The organism is Mycolicibacterium chengduense (genome assembly GCF_033741155.1).
Classification (GTDB): domain Bacteria; phylum Actinomycetota; class Actinomycetes; order Mycobacteriales; family Mycobacteriaceae; genus Mycobacterium.
Window position 1 is genome coordinate 635,229 of the sequence record NZ_JAWQNH010000002.1, and the last position, 24,354, is coordinate 659,582.

General features: G+C 69.4%; 20 protein-coding genes. 10 read left to right on the forward strand and 10 right to left on the reverse strand.

The features are described from left to right. Positions 1-5: 5 nt before the first annotated feature. Positions 6-1,148 (reverse strand): glycoside hydrolase family 3 N-terminal domain-containing protein, encoded by a 1,143-nt coding sequence (locus tag SBI67_RS08590; RefSeq protein WP_318980136.1) that lies wholly within the window; start codon positions 1,146-1,148, stop codon positions 6-8. Positions 1,149-1,299: 151 nt separating this feature from the next. Between SBI67_RS08590 and SBI67_RS08595 the strand changes: the two genes are divergently transcribed. Together SBI67_RS08595 and SBI67_RS08600 are read left to right on the forward strand one after the other, a co-directional pair. Then, positions 1,300-1,473: a DUF2613 domain-containing protein gene (locus SBI67_RS08595; protein ID WP_064961435.1), complete on the forward strand. Its 174-nt coding sequence runs from the start codon at positions 1,300-1,302 to the stop codon at positions 1,471-1,473. A 109-nt stretch (positions 1,474-1,582) separates the two neighbouring features. After that, on the forward strand, positions 1,583-5,806 hold the full coding sequence (locus tag SBI67_RS08600; RefSeq protein ID WP_318980137.1) for an alpha-(1->3)-arabinofuranosyltransferase domain-containing protein: 4,224 nt from the start codon (positions 1,583-1,585) through the stop codon (positions 5,804-5,806). On the opposite strand, the gene SBI67_RS08605 is transcribed toward SBI67_RS08600, so the two are convergent. From SBI67_RS08605 to SBI67_RS08615, 3 genes are read right to left on the reverse strand one after another with little or no spacing between them, the layout of a single operon-like run. Next, the gene (locus tag SBI67_RS08605; protein WP_318980138.1) at positions 5,743-6,810 is read right to left on the reverse strand and encodes a PDR/VanB family oxidoreductase; all 1,068 of its coding nucleotides are present in this window, start codon (positions 6,808-6,810) and stop codon (positions 5,743-5,745) included. The genes SBI67_RS08600 and SBI67_RS08605 overlap by 64 nt on opposite strands. Continuing rightward, on the reverse strand, positions 6,807-7,703 hold the full coding sequence (locus tag SBI67_RS08610) for a metal-dependent hydrolase (protein WP_318980139.1): 897 nt from the start codon (positions 7,701-7,703) through the stop codon (positions 6,807-6,809). The genes SBI67_RS08605 and SBI67_RS08610 overlap by 4 nt, the downstream gene beginning before the upstream one ends. 45 nt (positions 7,704-7,748) lie before the next feature. Continuing rightward, positions 7,749-8,918, reverse strand: a complete 1,170-nt coding sequence (locus tag SBI67_RS08615) for an acyltransferase family protein (RefSeq protein ID WP_318980140.1) — start codon at positions 8,916-8,918, stop codon at positions 7,749-7,751. A gap of 126 nt (positions 8,919-9,044) precedes the next feature. Here SBI67_RS08615 and pgfA point away from each other — a divergent pair, with 126 nt between their 5' ends. After that, positions 9,045-10,256 (forward strand): cell envelope lipid trafficking protein PgfA, encoded by a 1,212-nt coding sequence (pgfA, locus tag SBI67_RS08620; RefSeq protein ID WP_318980141.1) that lies wholly within the window; start codon positions 9,045-9,047, stop codon positions 10,254-10,256. Between the two features lie 17 nt (positions 10,257-10,273). Next, positions 10,274-11,860, forward strand: a complete 1,587-nt coding sequence (locus SBI67_RS08625; protein ID WP_318980142.1) for an MmpA family trehalose lipid delivery protein — start codon at positions 10,274-10,276, stop codon at positions 11,858-11,860. 111 nt (positions 11,861-11,971) lie between these two features. Here SBI67_RS08625 and SBI67_RS08630 read toward each other — a convergent pair whose 3' ends face one another. Continuing rightward, positions 11,972-13,135: a glycosyltransferase family 4 protein gene (locus SBI67_RS08630; RefSeq protein ID WP_318980143.1), complete on the reverse strand. Its 1,164-nt coding sequence runs from the start codon at positions 13,133-13,135 to the stop codon at positions 11,972-11,974. A gap of 33 nt (positions 13,136-13,168) precedes the next feature. On the opposite strand from SBI67_RS08630, the gene SBI67_RS08635 reads away from it, so the two are divergent. Together SBI67_RS08635 and SBI67_RS08640 are read left to right on the forward strand one after the other, a co-directional pair. Further along, on the forward strand, positions 13,169-13,933 hold the full coding sequence (locus SBI67_RS08635; RefSeq protein ID WP_318980144.1) for a class I SAM-dependent methyltransferase: 765 nt from the start codon (positions 13,169-13,171) through the stop codon (positions 13,931-13,933). A 54-nt stretch (positions 13,934-13,987) separates the two neighbouring features. Next, positions 13,988-15,481 (forward strand): aldehyde dehydrogenase, encoded by a 1,494-nt coding sequence (locus tag SBI67_RS08640; RefSeq protein ID WP_318980145.1) that lies wholly within the window; start codon positions 13,988-13,990, stop codon positions 15,479-15,481. Positions 15,482-15,496: 15 nt separating this feature from the next. On the opposite strand, the gene SBI67_RS08645 is transcribed toward SBI67_RS08640, so the two are convergent. After that, a complete protein-coding gene (locus SBI67_RS08645) occupies positions 15,497-16,126 on the reverse strand; it encodes a hypothetical protein (protein WP_318980146.1) in 630 nt (209 codons plus the stop codon). A 10-nt stretch (positions 16,127-16,136) separates the two neighbouring features. Next, entirely contained in the window at positions 16,137-17,969 is a 1,833-nt protein-coding gene (locus SBI67_RS08650; protein ID WP_318980147.1) for an acyl-CoA dehydrogenase, read from the reverse strand. A 285-nt stretch (positions 17,970-18,254) separates the two neighbouring features. On the opposite strand from SBI67_RS08650, the gene SBI67_RS08655 reads away from it, so the two are divergent. After that, on the forward strand, positions 18,255-18,878 hold the full coding sequence (locus SBI67_RS08655; RefSeq protein ID WP_318980148.1) for a TetR/AcrR family transcriptional regulator: 624 nt from the start codon (positions 18,255-18,257) through the stop codon (positions 18,876-18,878). Here the strand turns inward: SBI67_RS08655 and SBI67_RS08660 are convergent. Next, complete coding sequence (locus tag SBI67_RS08660; RefSeq protein ID WP_318980149.1) at positions 18,875-19,399, reverse strand: dihydrofolate reductase family protein; 525 nt, start codon at positions 19,397-19,399, stop codon at positions 18,875-18,877. The genes SBI67_RS08655 and SBI67_RS08660 overlap by 4 nt on opposite strands. Before the next feature lie 5 nt (positions 19,400-19,404). Then, positions 19,405-20,304, reverse strand: a complete 900-nt coding sequence (locus SBI67_RS08665) for a helix-turn-helix domain-containing protein (RefSeq protein WP_318980150.1) — start codon at positions 20,302-20,304, stop codon at positions 19,405-19,407. Between the two features lie 79 nt (positions 20,305-20,383). Here SBI67_RS08665 and SBI67_RS08670 point away from each other — a divergent pair, with 79 nt between their 5' ends. Next, a complete protein-coding gene (locus SBI67_RS08670) occupies positions 20,384-21,526 on the forward strand; it encodes an acyl-CoA dehydrogenase family protein (protein WP_318980151.1) in 1,143 nt (380 codons plus the stop codon). Between the two features lie 63 nt (positions 21,527-21,589). Beyond that, entirely contained in the window at positions 21,590-22,579 is a 990-nt protein-coding gene (locus SBI67_RS08675) for an acyl-CoA dehydrogenase family protein (protein ID WP_318980152.1), read from the forward strand. Positions 22,580-22,589: 10 nt separating this feature from the next. Here the strand turns inward: SBI67_RS08675 and SBI67_RS08680 are convergent, their stop codons facing one another. Further along, positions 22,590-23,411: an arylamine N-acetyltransferase family protein gene (locus SBI67_RS08680; RefSeq protein WP_318980153.1), complete on the reverse strand. Its 822-nt coding sequence runs from the start codon at positions 23,409-23,411 to the stop codon at positions 22,590-22,592. A gap of 121 nt (positions 23,412-23,532) precedes the next feature. On the opposite strand from SBI67_RS08680, the gene SBI67_RS08685 reads away from it, so the two are divergent. After that, the gene (locus tag SBI67_RS08685) at positions 23,533-24,342 is read left to right on the forward strand and encodes a 1-acyl-sn-glycerol-3-phosphate acyltransferase (protein WP_318980154.1); all 810 of its coding nucleotides are present in this window, start codon (positions 23,533-23,535) and stop codon (positions 24,340-24,342) included. The last annotated feature ends 12 nt before the right edge of the window (positions 24,343-24,354 follow it).

Sequence of the window (24,354 nt, forward strand, 5' to 3'; positions counted from 1 at the left end):
TCAGATTATCCACATTTCGTCGCCGCCAACCGGCGAAGCGAGTCATCCAATCGCGGCACCGCGAGCTGACCCGCGTTGACCGCCTTCTCCAGGTGGTCCAGCACTGCGGGCACCTCACCGGTGGTCACCCACAACGCGACGTCGGCGCCGGCCTGCAGTGCCCGCAGCACCGCCTCGGCCACGCCGTAGCGGGCGTTGATGGCCGCCATGCTGGACAGGTCGTCGGTGTACACCACCCCGTTGAAGCCCGGTCCGCCATAGCCGCCGGAGCGCAGCAGGCCATAGGCGGCGCCACTGAGGCTGGCCGGGTCCGTGCCGGTCAGTCCAGGAACCTGCAGGTGCCCGACCATGACCGCGACACCGGGCTCGGTGGTGAGCGTCCGGTACGGCACCAGGTCGTCGGCCTTCAGCGCATCCAGCGGCGGGGTGGTGACCCCACCGGTGTGGGAATCACCCGAGCCGTGACCGTGCCCGGGGAAGTGTTTGAGCACCGGCGTGACACCGCCGTCGCGCAGCCCGCGGGCGTAGGCGCCGGCGTACTCGGTCACCTTGGCCGGGTCCGAACCGAAGGATCGGTCCCCGATCACTTCGTCGTCGGATTCCTCGGTGACGTCGACCACGGGGGCGAAGTCGACGGTGATGCCGAGCCCGCGCAGCGCCTGACCGCGTTGCAGCGCAATCTGATACACCTCGTCGGGCGTCTTGGTCTGGGCCAGCACCCGCGGCGAGGGCTGCGCGCCGATCATGTCGGCCAGCCGCGACACCCGGCCGCCCTCCTCGTCGACGCTGACCGCCAGCGGCAGCGCGGACGCCGCGTCGGTGATCCCCTTGAGGTCACCGAAGATCGATTTGTCTGTCCAGCTGCCGATGAAGATGCCGCCGACGTGGTAGTTGGTCACCACGGCCTTGGCATCGGCGGCGTCGGTGACGCCGACCATGAGCAGCTGGGCCAGCTTCTCGCGCAGCGGGATGGTGGTGACGTCGCCACACAGCGGCAGCGCCTCGGCCGGGGCGGGAGCCAGCGGTGCGCTCGTCGATGCCGGGGTGACGCTGCTGCTCACCGGCGACGCGGCAGGTTCGGCGTGGGAGCAGCCCAGCAACAATCCGGACAGCGCTGTCAGGGCACCCAGGGTGCGGGACATCGGCATGCCAAGTGACCTTAGTCGGGCACAGCATCGGTCGGGGAACACCCGTCGACCACCGGTGGCGTACCGAACGTGCACCCAGATCGGCTTTTGCGCGGTGCCGAGGGTCTGTGTGCACCCTCGCCGTCACATTTGCCCGTGCTAGGTTGACGGCATGGATCGGTTCGTCGTGCCCGCCGCGGCCAGCATCGTCGTCGGTCTTTTGCTGGGTGCGGCCGCGATCTTCGGTGTGACGCTGATGATCCAGCAGGACACCAAGCCGCCGGTGCAGTCGGGTGACCCGGCGTCATCGGTGCTCAACCGCGTTGAATACGGCGACCGGGCCTAACCCCGGGGCAACCGCCGGACAGGGATCTTCCCCCGTCGCTTCGCTCGCCCCAGGATCTGACCCCGTCGCTTCGCTCGCCCCAGGATCTTCCCCCGTCGCTTCGCTCTCCTTGGAATCCCACCCCGTCGCCCCGCTGTCCCGGCGCTGGTTGTGGCTGGTCGGCCTGGTCTCGCTGGTCCTGTGCCTCGCGCAGTCCCCTGGCCGCATCTCGCCGGACACCAAACTCGACCTCACCGCCAACCCCCTGCGGTTTCTGGCCCGCGCGGCCAACCTGTGGAACAGCGACCTTCCGTTCGGCCAGGCGCAGAACCAGGCGTACGGCTATCTGTTCCCGCACGGAGCCTTCTTCCTGCTCGGTGACCTGATCGGGCTGCCCGGCTGGCTGACCCAGCGCCTGTGGTGGGCGCTGCTGCTGACGGCCGGCTTCTGGGGATTGCTCCGGGTGGCCGAGGCGCTGGGCATCGGCAATCCGACCTCCCGGATCATCGCGGCGACGGCGTTCGCCCTGTCCCCGCGGGTGCTGACCACCCTGGGTGCCATCTCGTCGGAGACGTTGCCGATGATGTTGGCCCCCTGGGTGCTGCTGCCGGTGATCCTGGTGCTGCGCGGTGATCCGAGAATCCGGACGTTGGCCGCCCGTTCCGCGGTGGCCGTCGCGTTGATGGGCGCGGTGAACGCGGTGGCCACCCTGACCGGTTGCCTGGCGGCGGTCATCTGGTGGGCAGCCCACCGGCCGAACCGGCAGTGGTGGCGGTTCACCGCGTGGTGGGCGGTGTGCACGCTGCTGGCCGTCACCTGGTGGGCGGTGGCGCTGGTACTGCTGGGCCGGATCAGCCCGCCGTTCCTCGACTACATCGAATCCTCGGGTGTCACCACCAGCTGGCTGTCGCTGACCGAGGTGTTGCGGGGCACCGACAGTTGGACACCGTTCGTGGCCACCACGGCGACCGCCGGCTCCTCCCTGGTCACCGGTTCGGTGGCGGTGCTGGCCACCACCCTCGTCGCGGCCGCCGGGTTGGCCGGGCTGGCAATGAAGACCATGCCGGCGCGCGGGCGACTGATCGCCATCCTGTTGATCGGGACCGTCGCGCTGGCGGCGGGCTACTCCGGCGGGTTGGGTTCGCCGATCGCCCACCAGGTGCAACTGTTCCTGGACGCCGCCGGCACACCGCTGCGCAACGTGCACAAGCTCGAACCGTTGATCCGGCTGCCGCTGTCACTGGGGTTGGCGCATCTGCTGGGTCGCGTTCCGCTGCCCGGGAGTGCGCCGCGCACGGTGTGGTTACCGGTGTGGACGCACCCGGAGAAGGACCGCCGGGTGGCGGTGGCCATCGTCGTGCTGGCCGCGTTGGCCGCGGGGACGTCGCTGGCGTGGACCGGCCGGCTGACCCCGCCCGGCAGCTTCAGCGCCATCCCGCAGTACTGGCACGACACGGCCCGCTGGCTCGACGAGCACAACACCGACCGGGGCCGGGTGTTGGTGGCCCCCGGGGCGCCGTTCGCCACCCAGACCTGGGGCAACACCCACGACGAGCCACTGCAAGTTCTCGGCGACAGCCCTTGGGGGGTTAGGGATTCCATTCCCCTCACCCCGCCGGAGACCATCCGCGCGCTGGATTCGGTGCAGCGCCTGTTCGCCGCCGGCCGGCCCTCTGCCGGCCTTGCCGACACCCTTGCCCAGCAAGGCATCTCCTACCTGGTGGTGCGCAACGACCTGGACCCGGAGACGTCCCGGTCGGCGCGGCCGCTGCTGGTGCACCGCGCGGTGGACCACTCGCCCGGCCTGACGAAGGTCGCCGCCTTCGGGGACCCCGTCGGACCCGGCCTGCTGGAGGGATTCGTCGCCGACAGCGGGCTGCGGCCCCGGTATCCGGCGGTGGAGATCTATCGCGTGCGCGGCGCCGTCACCGGACCCTATGTGACGGACACCGACGCGATGGCCCGGGTGGACGGCGGGCCGGAAGCCCTCTTGCGCCTCAACGAACGGCGCCGACTGCTGGGCAAAGAGCCGCTGGGCCCGATGCTGCTGACGGCCGACGCCCAACGTGCCGGGCTGCCGGCGCCGCTGGTCACCGTCACCGACACGCCGTTGGCACGCGAGACCGACTACGGCCGGGTGGACAACCACTCCTCGGCCGTGCGCTCCCCGGACGATCCGCGGCACACCTTCAACCGGGTGATGGACTATCCCGCCGGCACCGACCCGGTCTACGGCCAATGGTCCGGGGGCCGGATCACCGCGTCCAGCTCGGCATCGGATTCGACGGCGCTGCCCAATGTTTCACCGTCGACGGGCACGGCTGCGGCCATCGACGGGGACTCGTCGACCAGCTGGGTCTCCAACGCGTTGCAGACCGCCGTGGGACAGTGGCTGCAGGTCGACTTCGACCACCCGATCACCAACGCCTCACTGACCATCACCCCGAGCGCCACCGCGGTCGGGGCACAAGTACGCCGGATCGAGGTGTCGACCGCCAACGGCAGCACCACTCTGCGGTTCGACGAGCCAGGCAAGCCGCTGTCGGTGGCACTGCCCTACGGCGAGACCCCGTGGATGCGGATCACCGCCGTCGGCACCAACGACGGCTCCCCCGGTGTCCAATTCGGCATCACCGACTTCTCGGTCACCCAGTACGACGCCTCCGGTTTCGCCCATCCGGTCAACCTGCGCCACACCGTCGACGTACCGGGCCCGCCCACCGGATCGGCAGTGGCGCAATGGGATCTCGGCACGGAGTTGCAGGGCCAGCCCGGCTGCGCGGCGGCACCGGACGGCGTGCGGTGCGCCGCGGCGATGGCACTGGCCCCCGAGGAGCCGGTGAACCTGAGCCGCACGCTGACCGTGCCCACGGCCACGTCGGTCACCCCGACGGTCTGGGTCCGGGCCCGCCAGGGTCCGCGGCTTGCCGACCTGATCGCGATGCCCGGTACCGCGCGTGCCACCGGTGACGCCGACCCGATCGACGTGCTCGGGTCGGCATACGCGGCCGCCGACGGGGATCCGAACACGGCGTGGACCGCACCGCAGAATGTGGTGCAGTTCAAGACCGCCCCGAGCCTCACGCTCAAACTGCCACGGCCCGCGGAGGTGGCAGCGCTGATGCTGGCGCCGAGCAGCTCGGAACTGCCCGCGCATCCGACTATGGTGGCCATCGACCTCGGGGACGGCCCACAGGTGCGCCCGCTGGCCGGCACCAAGACCCAGACCGTGGACCTCAAGCCCCGCGTGACCGACACCATCACCGTGTCCATCCTGGACTGGCGTGACGTGATCGACCGCAACGCACTGGGTTTCGATCAGCTCAAGCCGCCGGGGCTGGCCGAGGTGACGGCACTGGACCGGGCGCACCGTCCCATCGCCGCCGCCGACGGTGCGGCCAACCGCAAGCGTGTCATCACGTTGCCCTGCGGGCAGGGGCCGATCATCGGGGTCGCCGGCCAGTTCGTGCAGACCTCGATCACCACCACCGTCGGCGCGCTGCTCGACGGCGAGCCGATCGCCGCCAGCCCGTGCCAGAGCCGGCCGATCGCGCTGCCCGCCGGGCAACAGGAATTGCTCATCAGTCCCGGGCCGTCCTTCTTCGTCGACGGAGTCGCGCTGGCCGCACCGGGTTCGAGCGACCTACGTCCGGCGCCGACGGCCCCGGTGCGCACCGGACAGTGGGGACCGGACCGTCGGGAGATCGACGTCACGGCGTCCGGCCGAGACCGCATCCTGGTGGTGCCCGAGAGCCGTAACCCCGGCTGGGTTGCCCATACCTCCGGTGGTGGCGACCTGAAACCGGTCACCGTCAACGGCTGGCAGCAGGGTTGGGTGATCCCCGCGGGCACGTCGGGTCCGATCACCCTGACCTTCCCGTCGAACGCCGCCTATCGGGTCGGCCTGTTCGGTGGGCTGGCCCTGCTGCCGATCCTGGCATTGCTTGCGCTGCTGCCGATTCGACGCCCGCGCGCCGGTGAGCCCGTGCACCCGTGGCAGCCGCGGCCGGTCGTGCTGGGCGGCCTGGCCGTGGCGGCCGGCGCGGTGATCAGCGGGGTGGCCGGCGCGATGGTGGTCGCGGTGGCACTCGGCGCCCGGTATCTGCTGCGGCAGCGGCCCCGGCCGCTGGAGATGGTCACGGTCGGCACCTGCGCCGCGGGCCTGATCGTCGCCGGTGCGGCGCTGTCCCGGTATCCGTGGCGGTCGGTGGACGGTTACGTCGGCCATTCCCCGTGGGTGCAACTGCCGGCGCTGATCGCGGTGGCGATGCTGGCCGCGTCGACGGTGGTCTATACGTCGAGCACCAAACGCGGTGAGAGCGAACGCGATACGCAGGTGAGCATCGAGGACTGACGTTCGTCATCGGTGAGCCGGTTGTCTCGGTGGTCGGGTGTTCCGGCCACCACGCCGATCTTGCAGGTACCGCAGAAGCCCTGCCGGCACGAGTACGCGATATCGGGCCGCACCCGGGTCAGCGCCTGCAGCAGCGTCTCGTCGGCCGCGACGGGGACCACCTCACCGGTGCTGGCCAGCTCCGCCTCGAACGGGCTGCCGTCGACCACCGGCGGTGCACTGAATCTCTCGAAATACAGTGCAGTGGAATCAGTTCGGCCGAACCCGTGGCGCACCGTCTCGATCATCGGCGGGGGCCCGCACACGTACACCGCACCGTTTCGCGGTGCGTCGCGCAACAGGTCGTCGGCGGTCGGGATGCCGTGTTCCTCGTCGAGGCGGATGGTGACCCGTGCCGGATCCCACTGCCACATCTCGTCGAGGAACGGGATGGTGTCGGCGCTGCGGCCGCAGTACACGAAATACCAGTCCAGACCCAACCGCTGGGCGGCGCGCACCATGGGCAGGATCGGCGTGATGCCGATACCGCCGGCCAGGTAGAGCACCCGCGGATGCGGGATGAACGGAAAGCCGTTGCGCGGTCCGCGAACCGTGACGGAATCCCCTTCGGCCAGCGCGTGCATCTCCAGCGAACCGCCACCGCCGGACGGGATCTTGCGCACCGCGATGCGATAACCGGACCGGTCTTGCGGGTCACCGCACAGCGAGTACTGCCGTCGCCGGCCGGACGGCAGGTGCAGATCGAGGTGGGATCCCGGCTGCCAGGCCGGTAGCTGGGCGCCCGTGGGATCGGCGAACGTCAGTGCCACCACGTCGTTGTCGCTGGCGACCACGACGCGTTCGGTGAGCACCAGCGTCATCGGGTCATCCGGGCTGCGCACCGCGCGGTGATCGGTGTAGCCCTTGCGCGTCACCGGACGCAGCCAGAACTTGTCGAGCACCGTGGCGACCACGTTGATGGCGCGGTCGTCGATGGGGGCGCCGACCGGCGGGACGTGCTTCACTGCGCGGCGGGCCGGGTGGCCGGCGAGGACGCCAGGTAAGCCACCGCCTGCGCGGTGTCGCCGACGTCGCCGGGGTGATACCACGGGGAGAAGTACTGCAGGGCGCGCAGCACGAGATGCCGGATGGGCGGCGTCACGCCACGGTGAGCGGAGCGGAACAGCTTGCGCCACACGATTTTCCGTTGTCTGCGTGACATGGCGATGTTCGGGTCGACGCGCATGAGGTAACGGATCCCCTGCCAGATCAGGTACAGCAGGACCGGGGCGACGACCACCTGGGCGCGGGCCCGGCGGAAGTAGCTTCCGTCGAAGTAGTGCAGCACGTCATGCGAGACCATGCGGTGCTCGACTTCCTCGGCACCATGCCAGCGCAGCAGGTCGAGCACCACCGGATGGACGGTGCTGTCGTTGAGCTGATCGGCGTTGAGCACCCAGTCACCGAGGAAGGCGAAGATGTGCTCCAGTGCGGCGATCACGGCCAGCCGCTCGACCAGATAGTTGTGCGCTTCCTCGCCGGCGGTCTGGCGGGGGCCGAGCAGGTGGCCGAACACCCAGTTGGCCCGCTCGATCATCGGTGCGGGGTCGATACCGTGGCGGGTCAGGTACTCGTTGAGTCCCACGTGGGCGTTGGCATGCATGGACTCCTGGCCCATGAAACCGATGACATCCTCACGCAGCTTCTCGTCCTGGATGTGCGGCAGCGCCTCTTTCAGGACGGTGATGAACCATTCCTCGCCGGCGGGCAGCAGCAGGCTCAGCCCGTTGTAGAGGTGGGTGGCGACGGGATATCCGTAGACGTAGTGCGCGGGCACGTCGGCCAGGTCGAAGTGCACGGGACGGGCATGCAGGGCGATGGCAGTGCCGTCCGGGGTGTCGGTGTCCAACAGCTCCATCTGCGTAACGGTACCTGCGGTACCGGATAAAGTCGATCCCGGCCGTCACCGCGCGACGGCCGGCTCGGCGGCGTCGGTGACCGAGCTGTCCAGCGGGGGCGGCGCCGGGCCTCTGCGGTACTCCCAGCGGCGCAGCGCGTTGCGGCACGGCGATTCGACCAGGGCGTAGCTGACCGCCGCGATGGCGAACCCGAAGATCAGCGTGAGCACCAGCACGGCAGGCATATGCCCGTTGAACGGGAACTGACCGATGACGGGAAACACCATGGCCAGCGCCGCCAGGTGCCAGATGAACAGCCCGTAGGACCACCGGCCCAACGTCACCATCGGCCGGCTGCCCAGCAACCGGTGCGGTGTCTCGGGCCGGTCCAACACCAGCGGGGCCAGCAGCGCGCCGGCGACCACCGCGCCCATCGTCACCTTCACCACGAATTGACCGACGGTGCCCGGAGTCAGGCCTTCCGGACCGGCCAGCGGCGACGCGGCCACGACGAACGCGATGGCCGCCACCGCCGCCATCAGCAGGCGGTTGCGGGCCAGTCGGTGTGCCGGCCCGACCGGGCTGACGGTCAACTCGGCGAGCAGCATGCCCGCGGCGAACCAGGAGAAGAAGGCCGGCGGCCAGTTCAACGGATTGACCCCGGCCGGCGGGTGCAGTGGCAGCAGGCCCCACGCCAGGCTCAGCGCGGCCACCGCGGCGATGGCCGGGATCCGGGCGCGCACCGGCAGTCGGCGGGCCAGCAGCGCCAACAACGGCAGGGCCAGGTAGAAACTGACCTCCACCGACAGGCTCCACATCTGGGTGAGGCCCGCGGTCAGCGTCAGCGGGACGTAGATCTGGGTGAGCGTCAGGTTGGCCAGCCATACGGTGAAGTCGGCCTCGGCATCGGGCAGCAGGGTGAGCACCACGATCACGGCGACCAGATAGCCGGGCATGATGCGCACCAACCGCGACCGCAGATAATGCCCGGTCGGTGGGCGTTTGCGCAGGCCACGGGCGGCGGCCGCGTGGCCGCGCCACAGCAGGAAGCCCGACAGCGCGAAGAACACCGCCACCGCGAGGTCGAACCGCCCCAGCAGCCGGCCGCCGACACCGCCGGTATGCCCGGTCTGGAAGGCCACGTGGGTGAGCACCACGCCCATGGCCGCGCAGGCCCGCATCCCCTCGACCGCGGGCAGGAAACTACGCGTCCCGCCGATCTCGGAAGTGCCCATGGCCAACAGTCTGCCGGTCGAGCGGGATACCGCGCACCGACCGGGTAGTCAGCGAAGGTGGAGTTGTCCTGAACATCCCCCTTACGGTGTGCTGTTAGGGTCAAGTCCGACCGAAGGGAGCACGGGTTGAACCGCGCAGTGGCCCTGCGAATCGCAGCGTGCGGACTGATGGGGCTCGGCGCTGCCCTGCTCATCGCCGCGTTGCTGTTGTCGACGTACACCAAGGGCAAGATCTCCAAGATTCCGCTGGATCTCGAAGCCGACCTGATCAGCGAGGGCACCGGAACCGCACTGGACCCGGCGTCGCTGGCCCAGCCGGAACATTTCGTCATCAACAAGAACGTTCCGGTGGCGCAGCAGCAGCAGGTCAGCGTGGAGGCCCCGGCGAACGCCGATGTGGTCACCCTGCAGGTCGGCACCTCGCTGCGGCGCACCGACAAGCAGCAGGACAAGGGTCTGCTGCTGGCCATGGTGGACACCGTGACGCTGAACCGCACCACGGCCGAGGCGGTCTCCAGCGACACCAACCCCGGCGGGGCCGTGCAGAAGCCGCGCACCATCGAGGAGCAGAACCCGCCGACCAACATCGCGCTGCCGCACGAGGGGCTGGCCTACCGCTTCCCGTTCGACACCGAGAAGAAGACCTACCCCTACTTCGACCCGATCGCGCAGAAGGCCTTCGACGCCAACTACGACGGCGAAGAGGACATCAACGGGCTGACCGCCTACCGGTTCACCCAGAACGTGGGCTATGACGCCGACGGCAAGCTCGCCGAGCCGATCAAATACGCGTCGCTCTACGACAACGACATCGACAGCACCGTGACCGCTCTCGCGCAGCAGTGGGGCGTGCCGTCCGAGGATCCCTACGCACCCATCACCATGACCCGCTACTACGCCGCCCAGCGGACGTTCTGGGTCGACCCGGTGACCGGCACGATCGTCAAGTCCAAAGAGCATGCCTTTCACTACTACTCACGCGACGCCCTCAAACCCGAGGTGACGTTCGCCGATTACACGGTGACCTCCACCGAGGCGACGGTGGAGCACCAGGTCTCCGCCGCGCGCGACGAGGCCGACAATCTGGCGTTGTGGAGCCGGATTCTGCCGATCACGTTCGCCGGTCTCGGCTTGGTGATGCTCGTGGGTGGCGTGCTGCTCGGGTCGTTCGGGTTGCGGGCCGAGTCCGCCCTGATCGATCCCGGCCTGGACGGATCGGATCGCGGGTTCTTCAGCCGTCGTGACGACGAATCCGGCCCGATGCCGGCCGCCGAGGCGCAAACCGAGAAGATCCCCACCCGGCGACCGACCGACCTGCCGCCGGACCGACCGGTCTGAAAGCCCGGCATGCGCTAGTGCCGGCGTACGCGCTGGCGCTGTCCCTGCTCGTCACCGGCCCGCTGCTGGGACCGGGGTACCTCCTGCTGCGCGACGCGGTGTCCACCCCGCGGTCGTATCTGTCCGATGCGGCGCTCGGGCTGTCCGAGGCCGCCCCGCGCGCACTACCGCAGGACTTCCTGGTCGCCGTCGTGTCGACCGTGATCGACGGCGGCGTGCTGGTCAAGATCCTGCTGGTGGCTGGGCTCTGGCTGGCCGGCTGGGGTGCGGCCCGGTTGGTGGCGGCGGTGCTGCCGCAGACCGGGATGGCCGGCCAGGCCGTGGCCGTGACACTGTCGATCTGGAATCCCTATGTCGCCGAACGCTTGCTGCAGGGGCACTGGAGCCTGCTGGTCGGATACGGCTGTCTGCCCTGGGTGGCCGCGACGATGCTGCGCGGGCGGCTGTGGGGCGTGGCGTTCTGGCTTGCGCTGGCGGGCCTGACTCCCACGGGTCTGATCCTGGCCACGGTGGTCGCGCTGGTGTGTGCCCGGGGCTGGCGCCCGGTGGGGGTGACGCTGGCCGCCGCGGCCGGTGCCGCGCTGCCGTGGCTGACCGCGGCGGTGGTGGCCGGGTCGTTGTCCGGCTCGGCCAGTGCCGGGGTCCGGGCCTTCGCGGCACGCGCCGAACCGGGCTTGGGCACGCTGGGCAGCTTGGCCGGTCTCGGCGGAATCTGGAACGGACAGTCCGTACCCGCCTCGCGGACAACACTTTTCGCTGTTGCGGCGACACTGGTACTGCTCGCGGTGGTCCTCGTCGGCCTTCCGCTGGTGCTGCGGGTGCGGGCCGCCCGGCCCCTGCTGGTGCTGGCGGTGGTCGCGGTGGTGTTGCCGGCGCTGGCGGCGACCGGGCCCGGCCTGGCGGCACTCGAGGCGGTGATCCGGGCGGTGCCCGGGCTGGGCCTGCTGCGCGACGGCCAGAAGTGGGTGGCGCTGGCGCTGCCCGGCTATGTGCTGGCCGCGGCAGGCGTGGCCAGATACGGCCGCGCGGTGGCTGTGGTGGGTGCCGCCACGCTGATCGCCGTGCTGCCCGACCTGGCGTGGGGCGTGGCCGGCCAGCTGCGGGCGGTGCACTATCCAGCGGCCTGGCCGGCGGTGGCCCGGCTGATCAACACCGATCCCCGTCCGGTCGCGGTGCTGCCGGCCGACAGTATGCGGCAGTTCGGGTGGGCCGGGCCCGCGCCGGTGCTCGATCCGTTACCGCGCTGGGTCTCCGCCGACGTGCTGGCCAGCGGCGACCTGCTGATCGGCGGTGAGACGGTGCCCGGCGAAGGCACCAGGGGCCGGGAGGTGACCGAGCTGCTGGCCGGCGGCGCGTCCCGGGAGCGGCTGGCCGCAGCGGGTGTCGGCTGGGTGGTGGTCGAATCCGGATCGCCGGCTCTGGATCTGCCCGTCGCCTACCGCGACGGCGAGCTCACCCTGTACCGGGTGGGCGGAACAGCGCCCGCCGCGTCCGAGCGCGGGCTGTTGATCGGCGCGCATCTGGTGTGGCTGGGGCTGCTGGTGGTGGCGGGCGCGGTGGCAGCGTGTGCGCTGTCACCCAAACGGCGGCGATCCAGTACCTGAGGAGCCACGAAATTGCAGATATGGCGGAGAACATCGAGTGGGACGCGCCATAACGGCAATCTCGCGGAGCCGTCGCGGCCGGCCTGCTCGGCAACTCGCCCAAGTAAGGGGCTACACCACGCCGCTGACGTAGGTGCCGGCATGCACCGACTCCAGCACCGCGCGCATCGCGTCCGCGCTCTGCGCCCAGGAGAACTCGGTGCTGCGCACCTGCGCCTTGGCCCCGAGCTCGATCCGCAGCACCGGGTCGGTGAGGAGCCGGGCCAGGGCGTCGGTGAGTTCGGCGGGGCCGTCGACCAGCAGGCCGGTGACGCCGTCGACGATCGAGTCGGTCAGTCCGCCGGACGACCGGTACCCGATGGTCGGGACGCCGTGTTGGGCTGCCTCGATCACCGCCAACCCCCAGCCTTCCTTGCGCGAGGGCATCAGGTGCACCCAACATTGTTGGACCACTTGATGTTTGGCGTCGTCAGCGATGTGTCCGCGGAAGGTCACGGCGTCGGTGATGCCGAGCCGGGCCGCGTGGCGCACCAGCCGGTCCTGCCACCAGCCGCCGCCGACGATGTCCAGGTGCAGATCCGGTATCCGTTCCTGCAGGGCGGCCACCGCGTCGAGAGCGTCTTCGATCTGCTTGTGCGGCACCAGCCGTGACAGCACCGCCACCCGCGGAGTCGCGGACCGCGGCAGTTCCAGGCTGTCCGGCGGGGCCGCATCCACTCCGTTGCGCACCACCGCGATCCGATGCTTGCCGACACCCAGTTCGACGAGCTCGCGGGCCGAGGGCAGCGACACGGTGACGTACTGATTGCGCCGGTGCAGCCGCGGCGAGAGCCGCGACTCGACGAACCAGCCGAACCTGCCGGTACGACGTCCGGCCACCGGCCACTGTTCGCGGTGACAGTGGTGTACCAGCACCACCGAGCGCCGGCCGTAGGCGAGCCTGGCCAGAAACGGGATGCCGTTCTGGGTGTCGATGACGACGTCGGGCCGCGCGCGGCGCAGCGGCCCGAGGCCGATGCGGGCCAGCACCATGGCAAGGCCGGCCCAGATGTAGACGGAGTAGGGGCCGCCACTGCGGCTGACGGTGACCCCGTCGAGTACTTCCCGGCGCCGGGCACCGGGATAGCGCGCGGTGCGCATGGTGACCGCGACGCCGTCGGCGGCCAGTTGGGTGCCGATCCGCTGCAGGTAGGCCTCGCTGCCGCCGCCTTGCGGATGGCCGGTGTCGCGCCAGCACAACAGCAGTACTGACCGGACGGGTGGGCGCGAGGACATCGTGTCGAGAGTACCGGTGAGTAGTTTGAGCGGGTGCGTCCTACCGAGTTGTTCGCCGAGCGGGCCACGCTGCGGCGGTCGGTGCGGCTGCTGGCGTCGTTCCGGTTCGAGCAGAGCGACCCGGCCAGGTTCTACGGCGCGCTGGCCGCCGACACGGCCGCCATGGTGGCCGACCTGTGGACGGGAAGTACCGGTTCGCCGGCGGCCGGGCGCACCGTGTGCGACGTCGGTGGTGGTCCTGGCTATTTCTCGGCCGCATTCGATGCCGCCGGGATGACCTACATCGGCGTCGAGCCGGATCCCCGCGAGATGCACGCGGGTCCCGCTGCCCAGCCGGGGACGGGGCTGTTCGTCCGCGCCTCTGGCCTGGCACTGCCGTTCGCCGACGACAGCGTCGACGTCTGCCTGTCGTCCAACGTCGCCGAGCACGTGCGGGATCCGTGGCGGATGGGCAACGAAATGCTGCGCGTGACCCGCCCCGGCGGGTTGGTGGTGTTGTCGTACACGGTGTGGCTGGGCCCGTTCGGGGGACACGAGATGGGTCTCACGCATTACCTGGGTGGCCGTCGCGCGGCCCAGCGGTACACCCGTAAACACGGTCATCGGCCGAAGAACGACTACGGATCGTCGTTGTTCGCGGTGTCCGCTGCCGACGGGTTGGAATGGGCGCGTTCGACGGGCGCGCTGATCGCCGCATTTCCCCGCTACCACCCACGATGGGCCTGGTGGATGACCGCTATCCCGGGTTGGCGGGAATTCACCGTGAGCAATCTGGTGCTGGTGTTGCGCGCCGCCTGAGAACAGCATTGCAACGTGTTCTCGTTTCGCCGGGAACTGGGTAGTGTGACGGGCATGACACAGAGCACTACTACCGCGGGCGCCGCAACCTTGGCCCGGACCGTCTGGGACAAGCTGTTCATCGGCGGCCAGTGGGTCGAGCCGTCGACCTCCGAGATCATCGAGGTCTTCTCCCCCGCCACCGGCGAGAAGGTCGGCCAGGTTCCGTTGGCCGCCGAAGCCGACGTCGACGCCGCGTGCGCCGCGGCGCGCCAGGCCTTCGACGAGGGCCCGTGGCCGCGGCTGGCTCCCCAGGAGCGGCAGGCGGTGCTGGCCAAGGTCGTGGAGCTGGTCAACGAACGTGCCGAGGAGTTCAAGGAACTGCTCAAGCTGGAGACGGGCCAGCCGCCGACCATCATCGACATGATGCAGTTCCGGGCGGGCGTGACCGGCCTGCAGTACTTCGCCGGCGCGGCGGACAAGTTCGCCTGGAAGGACATCCGCGACGGTGTGTACGGCCAGACCCTGGTGGTCAAGGAGCCGGTCGGGGTGGTCGGCGCCGTCATCGCCTGGAATGTGCCGTTCTTCCTGGCCTGTAACAAGCTGGGCCCGGCCCTGCTGGCCGGCTGCACCGTCGTGCTCAAGCCCGCCGCCGAAACCCCGCTGACCACCAACCTGTTCGCCGAGGTGTTCGCCGAGGCCGGGCTGCCCGAGGGCGTCCTGTCGGTGGTGCCCGGCGGGCCAGACACCGGGCGGGCGCTGACCAACAACCCTGAGTTGGACAAGTTCACGTTCACCGGGTCCAGTGCGGTCGGCAAGGAGATCGGCAAGATCGCCGCCGAGAAGCTCAAGCCGTGCACCCTGGAGCTGGGCGGCAAGTCGGCCGCGATCATCCTCGAGGATGCCGATCTGGACTCCACCCTGCCGATGTTGGTGTTCTCCGGGCTGATGAACTGCGGACAGGCCTGCGTGGGGCAGACCCGCATCCTGGCACCCCGCTCGCGCTACGACGAAGTGGTGGAAAAGCTCGCCGCCGCCGTCGGCGCCATGCAGGTCGGCTTGCCCGACGATCCGGCGGCCATGATCGGCCCCCTGATCAGTGAGAAGCAGCGGGAGCGCGTCGAGGGCTACATCAAGAAGGGCGTCGAGGAAGGCGCCCGGATCGTCGCCGGCGGTAGCCGGCCCGAGGGCCTGGATTCCGGTTGGTTCGTGCAGCCGACGGTGTTCGCCGATGTGGACAACTCGATGACGATCGCGCAGGAGGAGATCTTCGGACCGGTGTTGGTGGTGATCCCGTTCGACACCGAGCAGGACGCGGTGCGCATCGCCAACGATTCGCCGTACGGGTTGGCCGGCAGCGTGTACACCACCGACTTCCCCAAGGCCATCGAGATCGCCTCGCAGATCCGCACCGGGACTTACGCGGTGAACATGTACGCGTTCGATCCGGGCTCTCCGTTCGGCGGGTACAAGAACTCCGGCATCGGCCGGGAGAACGGCCCGGAAGGCATCGAGGCCTACACCCAGGCCAAGAGCGTGCTGCTGCCGTTCGGCTACACGCCCGAGTAGTTTTCGCGGGACCGGCTACCGCGGTGGTTCGGTCAGTTTCGGCAGCGGGGTGTCCGGCGCCGGCGTCCCGGTGAACAGTTTCGCCGAGGCCGGCACCGGACCCACCACGTACGAACGCACGACCGGCCGGTGCGTGTCACCGGTCCAGCAGTCGGCCATGATCGCGTTGGCGGCAGCCGAATTCGCCGAGAAGGTCAGGTCGATATCGACGGTGACGTGGTCGGTGCCGGCGCCGGTGACGCGCGGGGCGATATCGCACGGCGGCGGACCGCTCGCACCCGGCAGTGGCTGCAATGCCACGGCCGGTGCGTGAAAGTACACCGTGGCGATGGTGCTGCCGTCGGGTCCCGGTGCGGTGCGGTAGCCGATCAGGTCGAGCCGGCCACGGTTGGCCGGTGGTTGCGGCAGGAACGCAGGCACGCCGGGCAGGACGGACTGCGCCGTTGTTGTGGTCGTCGCGGTGGCCGATGTCGTCGATGTTGTTGGTGCCGTGGTGTTCTCGTGCGCACACGCGGTGGCGAGCAGCGCGGCCGCCAGCACCCCGACCACAGTCTCGGGGATCGAGCGCCGACGGTACGTGGCATCGTCAGTAGGACGACTCGCGAGCGCTCCAGCGAGATCGCCGTCAGGGTTGTCCTTGCTCATCTCGCCACCCCTAGAACGCCGCCTCCGGCAGCTCCATCGGGGCCAGCTCCATCGTCTCGATGACCGTCCGGTCCGCTGCCAGCCGCGGTAGCACGTGCCGGGCGAAGAAGTCGGCCGCACCGACCTTGCCGAGGTAGAAGTCGCGGTCGCGATCCCCGGCGGTGTCCAACGCATTCAGCGCGATCTCGGCCTGCTCCAACAGCAGCCATCCGATGAACAGGTCACCGACGGCCAGCAGGAACGGCACCGAGGACAGCCCCACTCGGTAGAGTTCGCGCGAATTCTGCTGGGACGACATGAGATAGCCGGTCATTGCGGTCACCATCGCCGACGCGTCCGCCAACGCCGACCCCAGCCGGGCGCGGGCTTGCACCAGCTCGGGACGGGCGGCGTCGCGATCCAGGAACGCCTGGATACGGCCCACCACGTGGGCCAGGGCGCCGCCCTGGTCGCGGGCGATCTTGCGGAAGAAGAAGTCCTGCGCCTGGATGGCGGTGGTGCCCTCGTACAGCGAGTCGATCTTCGCGTCACGGATGTACTGCTCGATCGGGTAGTCCTGCAAAAAGCCCGAGCCACCGAAGGTTTGCAGCGATTCGGTGAGGCACTGGTAGGCCCGTTCGGATCCGACACCCTTGACGATGGGCAGCAGCAGATCGTTGACCCGTTCGGCCATCGACGGATCGGCACCGGACACGATGGCCGCCGCGGCGGGATCCTGGTGCGCCGCGGTGAACAGGTACAGCGCGCGCAGTCCCTCGGCGTAGGCCTTCTGCGTCAGCAATGCCCGCCGCACGTCGGGATGGTGCACGATGGTGACGCGCGGCGCCGCCTTGTTCGTCATCTCGGTCATATCGGCACCCTGCACGCGCGTCTTGGCATACTCGAGTGCATTCAGATAACCGGTGGACAGGGTGGATATCGCCTTGGTACCCACCATCATTCGGGCATATTCGATGATCTTGAACATCTGGGCGATACCGCTGTGGCTGTCACCCACCAGCCAGCCGATCGCAGGCACACCGTGCTGCCCGAAGGTCAGCTCGCACGTCGCCGACGCCTTCAGCCCCATCTTGTGCTCGAGGCCGGTGACGAACACCCCGTTGCGCTCGCCAGGCGCACCGGTCTGCTGGTCCGGGATGAACTTGGGGACGACGAACAACGACAGGCCCTTGGTGCCCGGCCCCGCCCCTTCGGGCCTGGCCAGCACCATGTGCAGAATGTTCTCGAAGAGGTCGTCGGCGTCACCGTTGGTGATGAACCGCTTCACCCCGTCCAGGTGCCAGGTGCCATCGGCCTGTTGAACGCCCTTGGTGCGGCCCGCGCCGACGTCGGATCCGGCGTCGGGCTCGGTGAGCACCATGGTGGCACCCCAGTTGCGCTCGACGGCTTGCACGGCCCACCGGCGCTGCTGCTCATTGCCCAAGCCGAAGAGGATGTTGGCCAGCACCGGCCCGGCGAGATACATGAACGCCGCCGGCTGCGCGCCGAGGGCGAATTCGCCGACCGCCCAGGAGAGCATCGCCGGCGCCGGCACACCTCCGACGCCCTCGTCCAGGCCGATCCGGAACCATTCACCGTCACGCCACGCCCGCAGCGACCTCTTGAACGGCTCAGGAATGCTGACCACGTGCGACGCCGGGTCGAAGGTCGGCGGATGGCGGTCCGTCTCGGCGAACGCCTCGGCCAGCGGCCCTTCGGCGAGCCGAGCCGCCTCGTCGAGCATCTCCCGCACCGACGCTGCGTCCAGGTCACCGAACTCGCCAGTGGCCAAGACTTTTTCGAGTTCGTACATCTCGAACAGGTTGAACTCGACATCCCGCACGTTGCTGCGATAGTGGCCCATGCCCGCGAGCCTAATGGCCGGCACGGCCGAGCCCGTGGAAATGACGCGGGTCCGCACATTATGCGAACGACCATATAAGCGCCACGTCCACCCAGTCCACGACGGCTCCGCCAGGGAAGGATTGCTGGGCCGCCCTGCCTGTTCTATGCTCACAACCATAGATTGGAGGCAACCGATGTTGCTCATCGAGCTCAACGTCGCCGGCCACCGGTGCAGACACCAGGTGGGCGGCCCCCGCCACACCTTCGACCGAGTCCGGGCGCGGCTGCACCCCCGCCACCTGCAATGGCGTCCAACACCGGCGGCCTGACCCGCAAACGCGGTTCGACCCGGCGCGCCATGCTGGTCGCCGCGGTCGACGTGCTGCGTGAACGGGGAGCCGCCGGGTTGACCATCGACGAGGTACTCGCGCGCAGCGGCGCCCCCCGCGGCTCCGTCTACTACCACTTCCCCCGCGGCCGCAACCAGCTGCTCACCGAAGCACTGAACTACGCAGGCGACTCGATCACCGCGGTCATCGACGCGGTCGCCGACCGCGGCGGCATGGCTTTGGTGCGGCGGTTCGTCACCTTCTGGGAACGCGCGCTGGCCGGCAGCGCCTATTCGGCCGGATGTCCCGTCATGGCGGCGGCGATCAGCACCACCGAGGACCAGTCCGTCCTGGCGTCGACGGCCGGGCAGATCTTCGTCAGGTGGCGGGACGCGCTGGCCCAGACTTTCCGCGCCGACGGATTCGAATCCGCAGAAGCCGAGTCGCTGGCCGTGATGTGCATCGCCGCACTGGAGGGAGCGGTGGCCCTGTGCCGGTCGGCGGGCAATGCCGAAGCGCTGCACCAGGTGGGACAGCAGCTCGAGTTCCTGCTCAAGTCACGGGAATTGGTGCGTTTATACGGAGCTGCGGGCCGCTAGCCGGCTTTCGCCAGACGCGCGCAGACGAAGTCGCCGTTGAAACCCGACTCCACCAGCCGCCATTCCGATCGCATCGGCAGGACCGGGGCACCGCGGCCGAGCGTGCACGGGGCATAGCTCACGATCATCTCGTCCACCAGCCCGGCGTCGACGAATTGCGCGGCCGCCGCGCCACCGCCGAGCACCCACACGTCCAGATCACCGGCCGCAGAGACAAGTTGGGGGTGCAGCTCGGTCACATCACCGTCGAACACGCGCACCGGGTGTCCCTCGACGACCCGACCGGGGCGGCTGGTCAGCACCCAGGAGGGTTGCTCGTACATCCACCCGCCCGGGTGGTTGCGCGCGATCCACTCGTAGGTTGTCGATCCCATCACCAGTGCCCCAACGGATTTGGCAAACGCTTCATAGCCGAACGGCCCTTCGGGGTCGATAGTACGGCTGGTCAGCCAGTCCAGGCTGTCGCGCTCGTCGACGATGAAACCGTCCAGGCTGGACGCCGTGTAATAGATGGTTTTCACCTCGGTTACCTCCTCATCCAATCCAGCGGATCGCCGCTGCGCACACTCAGTCCGAGCCGAGCCAGCATGGCGCGTACCAGTTCCCGACGATGAGCCGCGTAGTTGAGCACGTGCGCGATGATCCCGCACAGCTGAAACGATTCCGGCGGGTCACACAGCGCGTCGATCACGGTGTCGGCGAGCCGGCCCTGCGCGGTGTAGTCGCTCACCATCTCCGCCCAGCGGGTGGCAATGTCGTCATGGTCGGCGGCGAGTTCTTCGGCCGACCGCAGGGCGGGCCGATCCGGCAGGTCGGCTCCCTCGATGCTGGCCAGCCACACCTGCTTGGACCACACCAGCGCACCGAGCACCGCTCCCACGCTGGACTCTTCCCCATCCCAGGCCAGGATCACCTGACCCGGCGAAAGTTCTTGTGCCCACTGCTTTTCTGTCAACCGGGCAGCCTGTCCGATCAGATAACCGGTATCGGCGATGTCGTGCGCCAACATCAAGGCCGACACCGCGGGCGGCTGCGCGCCGGCCGGCGCGTCCAACCACAGGGACGCCGGTGGATGGAAGTGCATGCCGTTGGGCGCGGGCAGCCGGAAGCCGACCTCGTCGGCCTGCGAGGGCGGAACACCGAACGCGCGCCGGAAGGCCCTGGAGAACACCTCTGGCGACGACCAGCCCTCGTCGAGCGCCACCGCGGCCACCCCCTGCCCACGCTGTAACCGCCAGGCCGCCCGCTCCAGCATGATGCGTCGACGCATGGTCGCCGGCGGCTCCCCGGTGAGCCGGCTGATCTCGCGGGAGAAGTGGAACTCGGAGACGAAACTGGCCCTGGCCATCCCCGCGACACCGTCGTTGGCCTCGTCCACCACCGCGTCGAGCAGTTCGCGGAGCCGGTCCCGTCCAGGTGCGTTCACGGTTTCCGAGTATGGCCGTCCCACTCGCCGGGCGACATGACGTTTCCTGCGCACCCGCGTTGGCTACACTCCGGTGCCAGTGAGCGAATTCGATGCGCTGTGCGCCAACGACGGTGAGCTGGCCGAACTCCGGGCCGCGGTCCGGCAGTTCATCACCGCTGACCGGGCCACCCACGGCTGGGTGCCCGCCATCGACTCCTGGTTGACCAGTTGGGACGCCGAGTTCAGCGAGCGGCTGGCCGACGCCGGTTTCGTGGGCCTGACCATTCCTCCCGAATACGGCGGCCATGGTCGCGGTTTTCTGCACCGCTACGTGGTGACCGAAGAACTGCTCGGTCAGGGCGCGCCGGTGGCCGCACACTGGTTCGCCGACCGGCAGGTGGCGCCGGCGCTGCTGTCCTACGGCTCCGAGGAGCAGCGCCGCCGCCTGCTGCCGCAGATAGCGGCGGGCCGGTTGTACTCGGCGATCGGCATGAGCGAGCACGGCGCCGGCTCGGACCTGGCGGCCACGGCAACCAAAGCCACCCGCACCGCCGACGGGTGGCGACTCAACGGCACCAAGGTGTGGACCAGCGGTGGGCACCGGGCCCATGTCGCGATCGTGCTGGCCCGCACCAGCCCGCCGGACCCCGACCACCGGCACGCCGGGTTCAGCCAGTTCATCGTGCCGCTCGACGCTCCCGGGGTGACCGTTAGCCCGATCATCACGCTGGACGGGCATCACCACTTCAACGAGGTGGCGTTCGAGGACGTGGCCGTCGACGACGGCGATGTGCTGGGCGAGGTGGGCGACGGCTGGCATCAGGTGACCGCGGAGCTCGGTTTCGAACGCAGTGGGCCCGAACGGATCCTGTCGACCGCGATCCTGATCTTCGGTGTGCTGCGTGCGCTCGGCCCGCAGGTCGACGACCGCACCGCCGGTGCCGTCGGTGACCTGATGGGTCGGGTGATGTCGCTACGACAACTGTCGGTGGCGGTGGCGCGCGATCTGGCCGCCGGCCGTGACGCGGCCACCCGCGCCGCGCTGGTGAAGGATCTGGGCACGCGGTTCGAGCAGGAGTCGGTGGAGCTGTGCGCCGATCTGTTGGAGACGGTCGACGATCCGGGCGGGTTGCGCGCGGTGCTGGCCACCGCGCGCCAGCATGCGCCGATGTTCACGTTGCGCGGCGGAACCAACGAGGTGCTGCGCGGTGTGATCGCGCGCGGCCTAGGGGTGCGGTGATGAGCGCTTGCGCGAAGAACAGACAACGCCGATGAGCGCCTGCGCGACGAACAGAAAGACGTGATGGCTGACGACGAACTGCGGCAGCTGGTCGATGACATCGGCCGCCGGTCCTACGACGCGAGGTTCGGGAAGCGCAGGCTGCCCGAGGTTTTCGATGCCGAGCTGTGGCAGAACCTGGAGGAGACCGGGCTCAGCCGGCTGATCACCGAGCAGGAAGCCGGCCCCGGAGAATCCGCGGTGGTGCTGGCCGGGCTGGCCCGCCACGCCGCTGCGGTGCCCGTCGCCGAGACCGACGTGCTGGCCGGCTGGCTGGCGGGATGCGCTGGGCTGGAGGTGCCCGCCACCGGGCCGCTGACGGTGGCGATCGGTACCGACGGCACCGCCACCGACGTGCCGTGGCCGCGAGACGCCGCGGTGCTGGTGGCCGAGCTCTCCGGTGCCGGGATCTCGGTTGGGCTGCCCGATGATCCGCAGATCGGCGACATCGGACATAACCTGGCCGGCGAGCCGCGCGGCACGGTGAGCTACGGCACCGCGGGCCTGGTGCGGCTGGACGCCGCCGTCGGTGACGAGCTGGTGCGCCGCGGGGCCTGGGCGCGCTGCGTGCAGATCGTCGGCACCTTCGACGCAGCATTGGAACTGACTGTCGCGCACACATCGCAGCGGGTGCAGTTCGGCCGGGCGCTCAGCAAGTTCCAGGCCGTCCAGCATTCGCTGGCCGCGATGGCCGGTGAGATCGAACGAGCAAGGGCAGCAACTGATCTGGCTACCGCGGCCGTCTGCGAGTACGGCTTTGCAGCGCCGCAGTCCGACTACGCGGTGACCATCGCCAAGGTGGCCGTCGGGCGTGCGGTCACCCCGGTGACCACCATCGCCCACCAGCTGCACGGAGCCATCGGGGTCACCATCGAGCACCAGCTGTGGTCGGCCACCATGCGGGCGCGCAGCTGGAGCGACGAGTTCGGCAGCACCGCATCCCACGCCCGCCGGCTGGGCCGGTTGACGCTGGCCGCCGACGATCCGTGGGACGTGCTGATCAGCTGCCCGTGAGGCCGGCTGATCACGCGTCCAGCACCTGAGCGACCCGTGCCTCGACGTCGCCGAGCCCGGACAGGTCGATTCCGAAGCGAGTGGTGAGCTGTTCGAGCACGTCGGCGGCGCAGGTCAGTCGGATCTTCTCGGTGTCCCCGCCCGCGTGGATGGCGAGATTGCGCCCCCGCAGGTTCCACCGCGCGGTGTCGGTGACCAGCGCCGCGGACAGCCCGACGACGAACACGGCGGTCGGATAGGTCGACGAATACCAGGACCCGATCGTGAGATCGACCAGCGGTTGCGGACGCAGACCGAAGTGGTACAGCGGCAGCCACTCGTCGCGGATCTGAGTCTGCAACTGCAAGCCCTCGGGATGCTCGACCAGCCGGTACGGCTCGTGCCGAGTCTGCTGCACCGGCCCGGCCTCCAGCCGGATGGGCGACGACAGGGTCTGCCCACCGAACCCGACATCCACCAGGAAGCGGCCCCCCTCCCCCGGGATGGTCACTGCCAGCACGTTGTGGGTGAGTCCGGTCTGCGGCGCATCCGGGGGGCGCATCCACACCACCCGGCCGGCCAGCCGGTCCACCCCGTATCCGAGGTCCTCCAGCACGTAGGCCAGCAGCCCGTTGTTCTCGTAGCAGTAACCGCCCCGGCGGCGGTGCACCAACTTGGCCGTGAGCGCCGCGGCGCTGAGATCGTGCACCGGGATACCCATCAACGGGTCCAGGTTCTCGAACGGGATGGACCGGTTGTGCGCGGCCACGATGTCGCGCAGCGCGTCCAGGCTGGCAGCAGCGGGTCGGGGGAGGTTGATCCGGGCGAAGTAACCGGCGGTGTCGGTGCTCATCCTCTCTATGGTGGGATACGGGCGGCCGGGTGAGCCAGGAGCGCCCAGCTTTGACCTGCGGTCACCGGTCAGGCAAACTAGAACACGTTCTACTTTCGGCCAGCGGCGGCGGAGGATCCTGATGAGCTCGACCGATATCGACCCCACCGAGATCACCAAGTTCGATCCCGGTCTCACCGAGAAGGTGATGGGCTGGCTGCGGCCGTTCCTGAAGGCCTACCACCGGTCCGAGGTGCGGGGCCTGGACAACTTCCCCGCCGGTGGCGCGCTGGTGGTGTCCAACCACTCGGGTGGCCTGTTCCCCATGGATGTGCCCATTTTCGCGGCGGACTTCTACGAGCGGTTCGGCTACGGCCGGCCGGTGTACACGCTGAGCCACGCGATGCTGATGATCGGGCCCACGGGGGACTTCTTCAAGAAAACCGGCTTCATCCTGGCCAGCCACGAGAACGCCGACGAGGCGCTGCGTTCCGGCGGTGTCGTGGTGGTGTTCCCCGGCGGCGACTACGACGTCTACCGGCCGACGTCCGCGGCGAACAAGATCGACTTCGACGGCAGGCAGGGCTATGTGCGAGCCGCGATCAACGCCGGCGTCCCGATCGTGCCGATGGTCGGTATCGGCGGCCAGGAGACGCAGCTGTATTTGACCCGCGGCTCCGGGATCGCCAAGGCGCTGGGCCCCATCGCCCGGCTGGCTCGCGCCAAGGTGGTGCCGCTGTCATTCGGCTTCCCGTTCGGCCTGTCGGCGGTACTGCCGCTGAACGTCCCGCTGCCTTCCAAGATCGTCATGCAGGTGTTGCCGCCGGTGCATATCGACGAGGAGTTCGGTGAGAACCCGGACATCGACGAGGTGGACGCCCACGTCCGCCGCGTGATGCAGCGCGCGCTGGACGGGCTGGCCGCCGAGCGCCGCTTGCCGGTGATCGGCTGAGGGGCTCAACGG